Here is a 1,308-nt window from a genome sequence, read left to right as displayed (position 1 = left end):
CCCGCTCCAGCAGCGGCAGGGCATGCGGCCGCGGCAGCATGGCGATGCCCATGCCGCTGGCCGCCGCGCGCGCCAGCGCCTCGGGATCGTCCAGCACCATCACCGGCCGCACGCTGGCCACGACCTCCTCGCCGGCACGGCTCTTCAAGGCCCACGGCAGCAGCCGCCCCGAACCCAGCGAGCGGCGCAGCAGACTGCGATGACGCGCCAGCTCCGAGGGATGCGTCGGCGCCGGATGCGCCGCCAGGTAGCCCGGCGAGGCCACCAGCACGATGCGCAAGCGCGCCAGCTCGCGCGCGATCAAGGCATCGGTCAGCTCGATGCCACCGCCGATCGCGACGTCGAAGCCCTCGGCGACGAGGTCCACCTGCCGGTTGTCGAAATGCAGGTCGGGCACCACGTCCGGATAGCGCCGGACGAAGCTCTCCATCATCGGCACGAAGTACTCGCGCCCCACGGTGTAGGCCAGCGCGACCTTCAGCGTGCCGGCCGGCTTGCCGGCGCCCTGCCGCAGGTCGGTCAGCGCATCGCCGATCTCCGCCCACGGCAGCCGGACCTGGCCATACAAGCGCTCGCCGTCGGTCGTCAGCGCCAGCCGGCGCGTGCTGCGCTGGAACAGGCGCACGCCCAGGCGGGCCTCGAACTGAGCCACGCTCTTGCTGACGGCCGCGGGCGTCAGTCCCAGGCGGCGCGCGGCCGCGGAGAAACTGCCGTCGTCCGCCGCGGCGATGAAGGCGTCCAGGTGGCTGCGAAGTTCGGTGGACATGGGATTCGATAGGGATGGTTGAAGCTGAGTGTCAGCTTCTGAGACTACCGGAATCAGGTCGCAGCGCCCAGACTTCGTTCATCCCAACTCCCTTTTCAAAAGGACGACGCCATGAGCACCTCGACTTCCACCTCCACTGCCACCTCCACGCCGCTGGCCGGCAAGGTCGCCTTCATCCACGGCGGGTCGCGCGGCATCGGCGCCGCGTCGGCGCGCCGGCCGGCGCGCGAGGGCGCCACGGCACTGGCCCGCCGCGCGCACGCGCAGCGCATCGATGCGCGCGTGCTCGCCGACTGGCTGGCCGATCCGCGCCGCTCCACCTACCGCTTCGATGTCCGCGGCGCCGACGAATACGCACGCGGCCACCGTCCGGGCTTCCGGCACGCGCCGGGCGGCCAGTTGATCCAGGAGACCGACCACCACGTGCCGGTGCGCGGCGCTCGCATCGTGTTGAGCGACGACGACGGCATCCGTGCCTCGATGGCGGCGGCCTGGCTGGCGCAGATGGGGCTGGGGAAGTGGCGGTGCTGCCGCCGGATCCC

The 1,308-nt window shown here is 72.0% G+C and carries 2 protein-coding genes; one reads left to right on the top strand and one right to left on the bottom strand.

The window, feature by feature from the left end; all coding sequences use genetic code 11:
• Positions 1–766: LysR family transcriptional regulator (locus FUT87_RS00605; RefSeq protein WP_147239744.1), on the bottom strand; the 766-nt coding region annotated here is incomplete at its 3' end.
• A 111-nt stretch (positions 767–877) separates the two neighbouring features.
• Here FUT87_RS00605 and FUT87_RS31525 point away from each other — a divergent pair.
• Positions 878–1,308 (top strand): rhodanese-like domain-containing protein (locus tag FUT87_RS31525; RefSeq protein ID WP_404935335.1); only part of this gene is annotated, 431 nt, incomplete at its 3' end.

The sequence above is a fragment of the Mitsuaria sp. TWR114 genome (assembly GCF_007997345.1).
The sequence above is the reverse complement of the archived record's forward strand: the minus strand, read 5'-3'. Positions and strand labels throughout refer to the sequence as shown.